This is a genomic window from Massilia sp. CT11-108, assembly GCF_047302915.1.
Classification (GTDB): Bacteria; Pseudomonadota; Gammaproteobacteria; order Burkholderiales; family Burkholderiaceae_D; genus Telluria; species Telluria orientalis.
On the sequence record NZ_JBKYMO010001809.1, the window covers coordinates 1 to 231 of the forward strand.

Genomic DNA, 231 nt, shown 5'->3' on the forward strand with positions numbered 1-231 from the left:
CACCAGCACCCGCGTGACGTGCGCGTGGGTGACGAGCCGCGCGCCGCGCGTGCAGGCGTCGTCGACCAGTTCACGGGCCGACCACTTCGCCCCGAACGGGCAGCCGTAGACGCAGCGCCAGCATCCGGTGCGGCACGCGGCCGGGCGGATCATCTTGTCCAGCTTGCGCCACGCGAGCCCTTGCGCGCGGGCGCCCGCGGCGCTGCGTGCGGCCATCGGGCCGCCCAGAGC

The 231-nt window shown here is 76.2% G+C and carries 1 protein-coding gene; it reads right to left on the minus strand.

The window, feature by feature from the left end; genetic code table 11:
• On the minus strand, nucleotides 1–216 hold a 216-nt coding region (locus tag ACEN88_RS36415), incomplete at its 3' end, for a GMC family oxidoreductase N-terminal domain-containing protein (RefSeq protein ID WP_413347228.1).
• Nucleotides 217–231 lie beyond the last annotated feature (15 nt).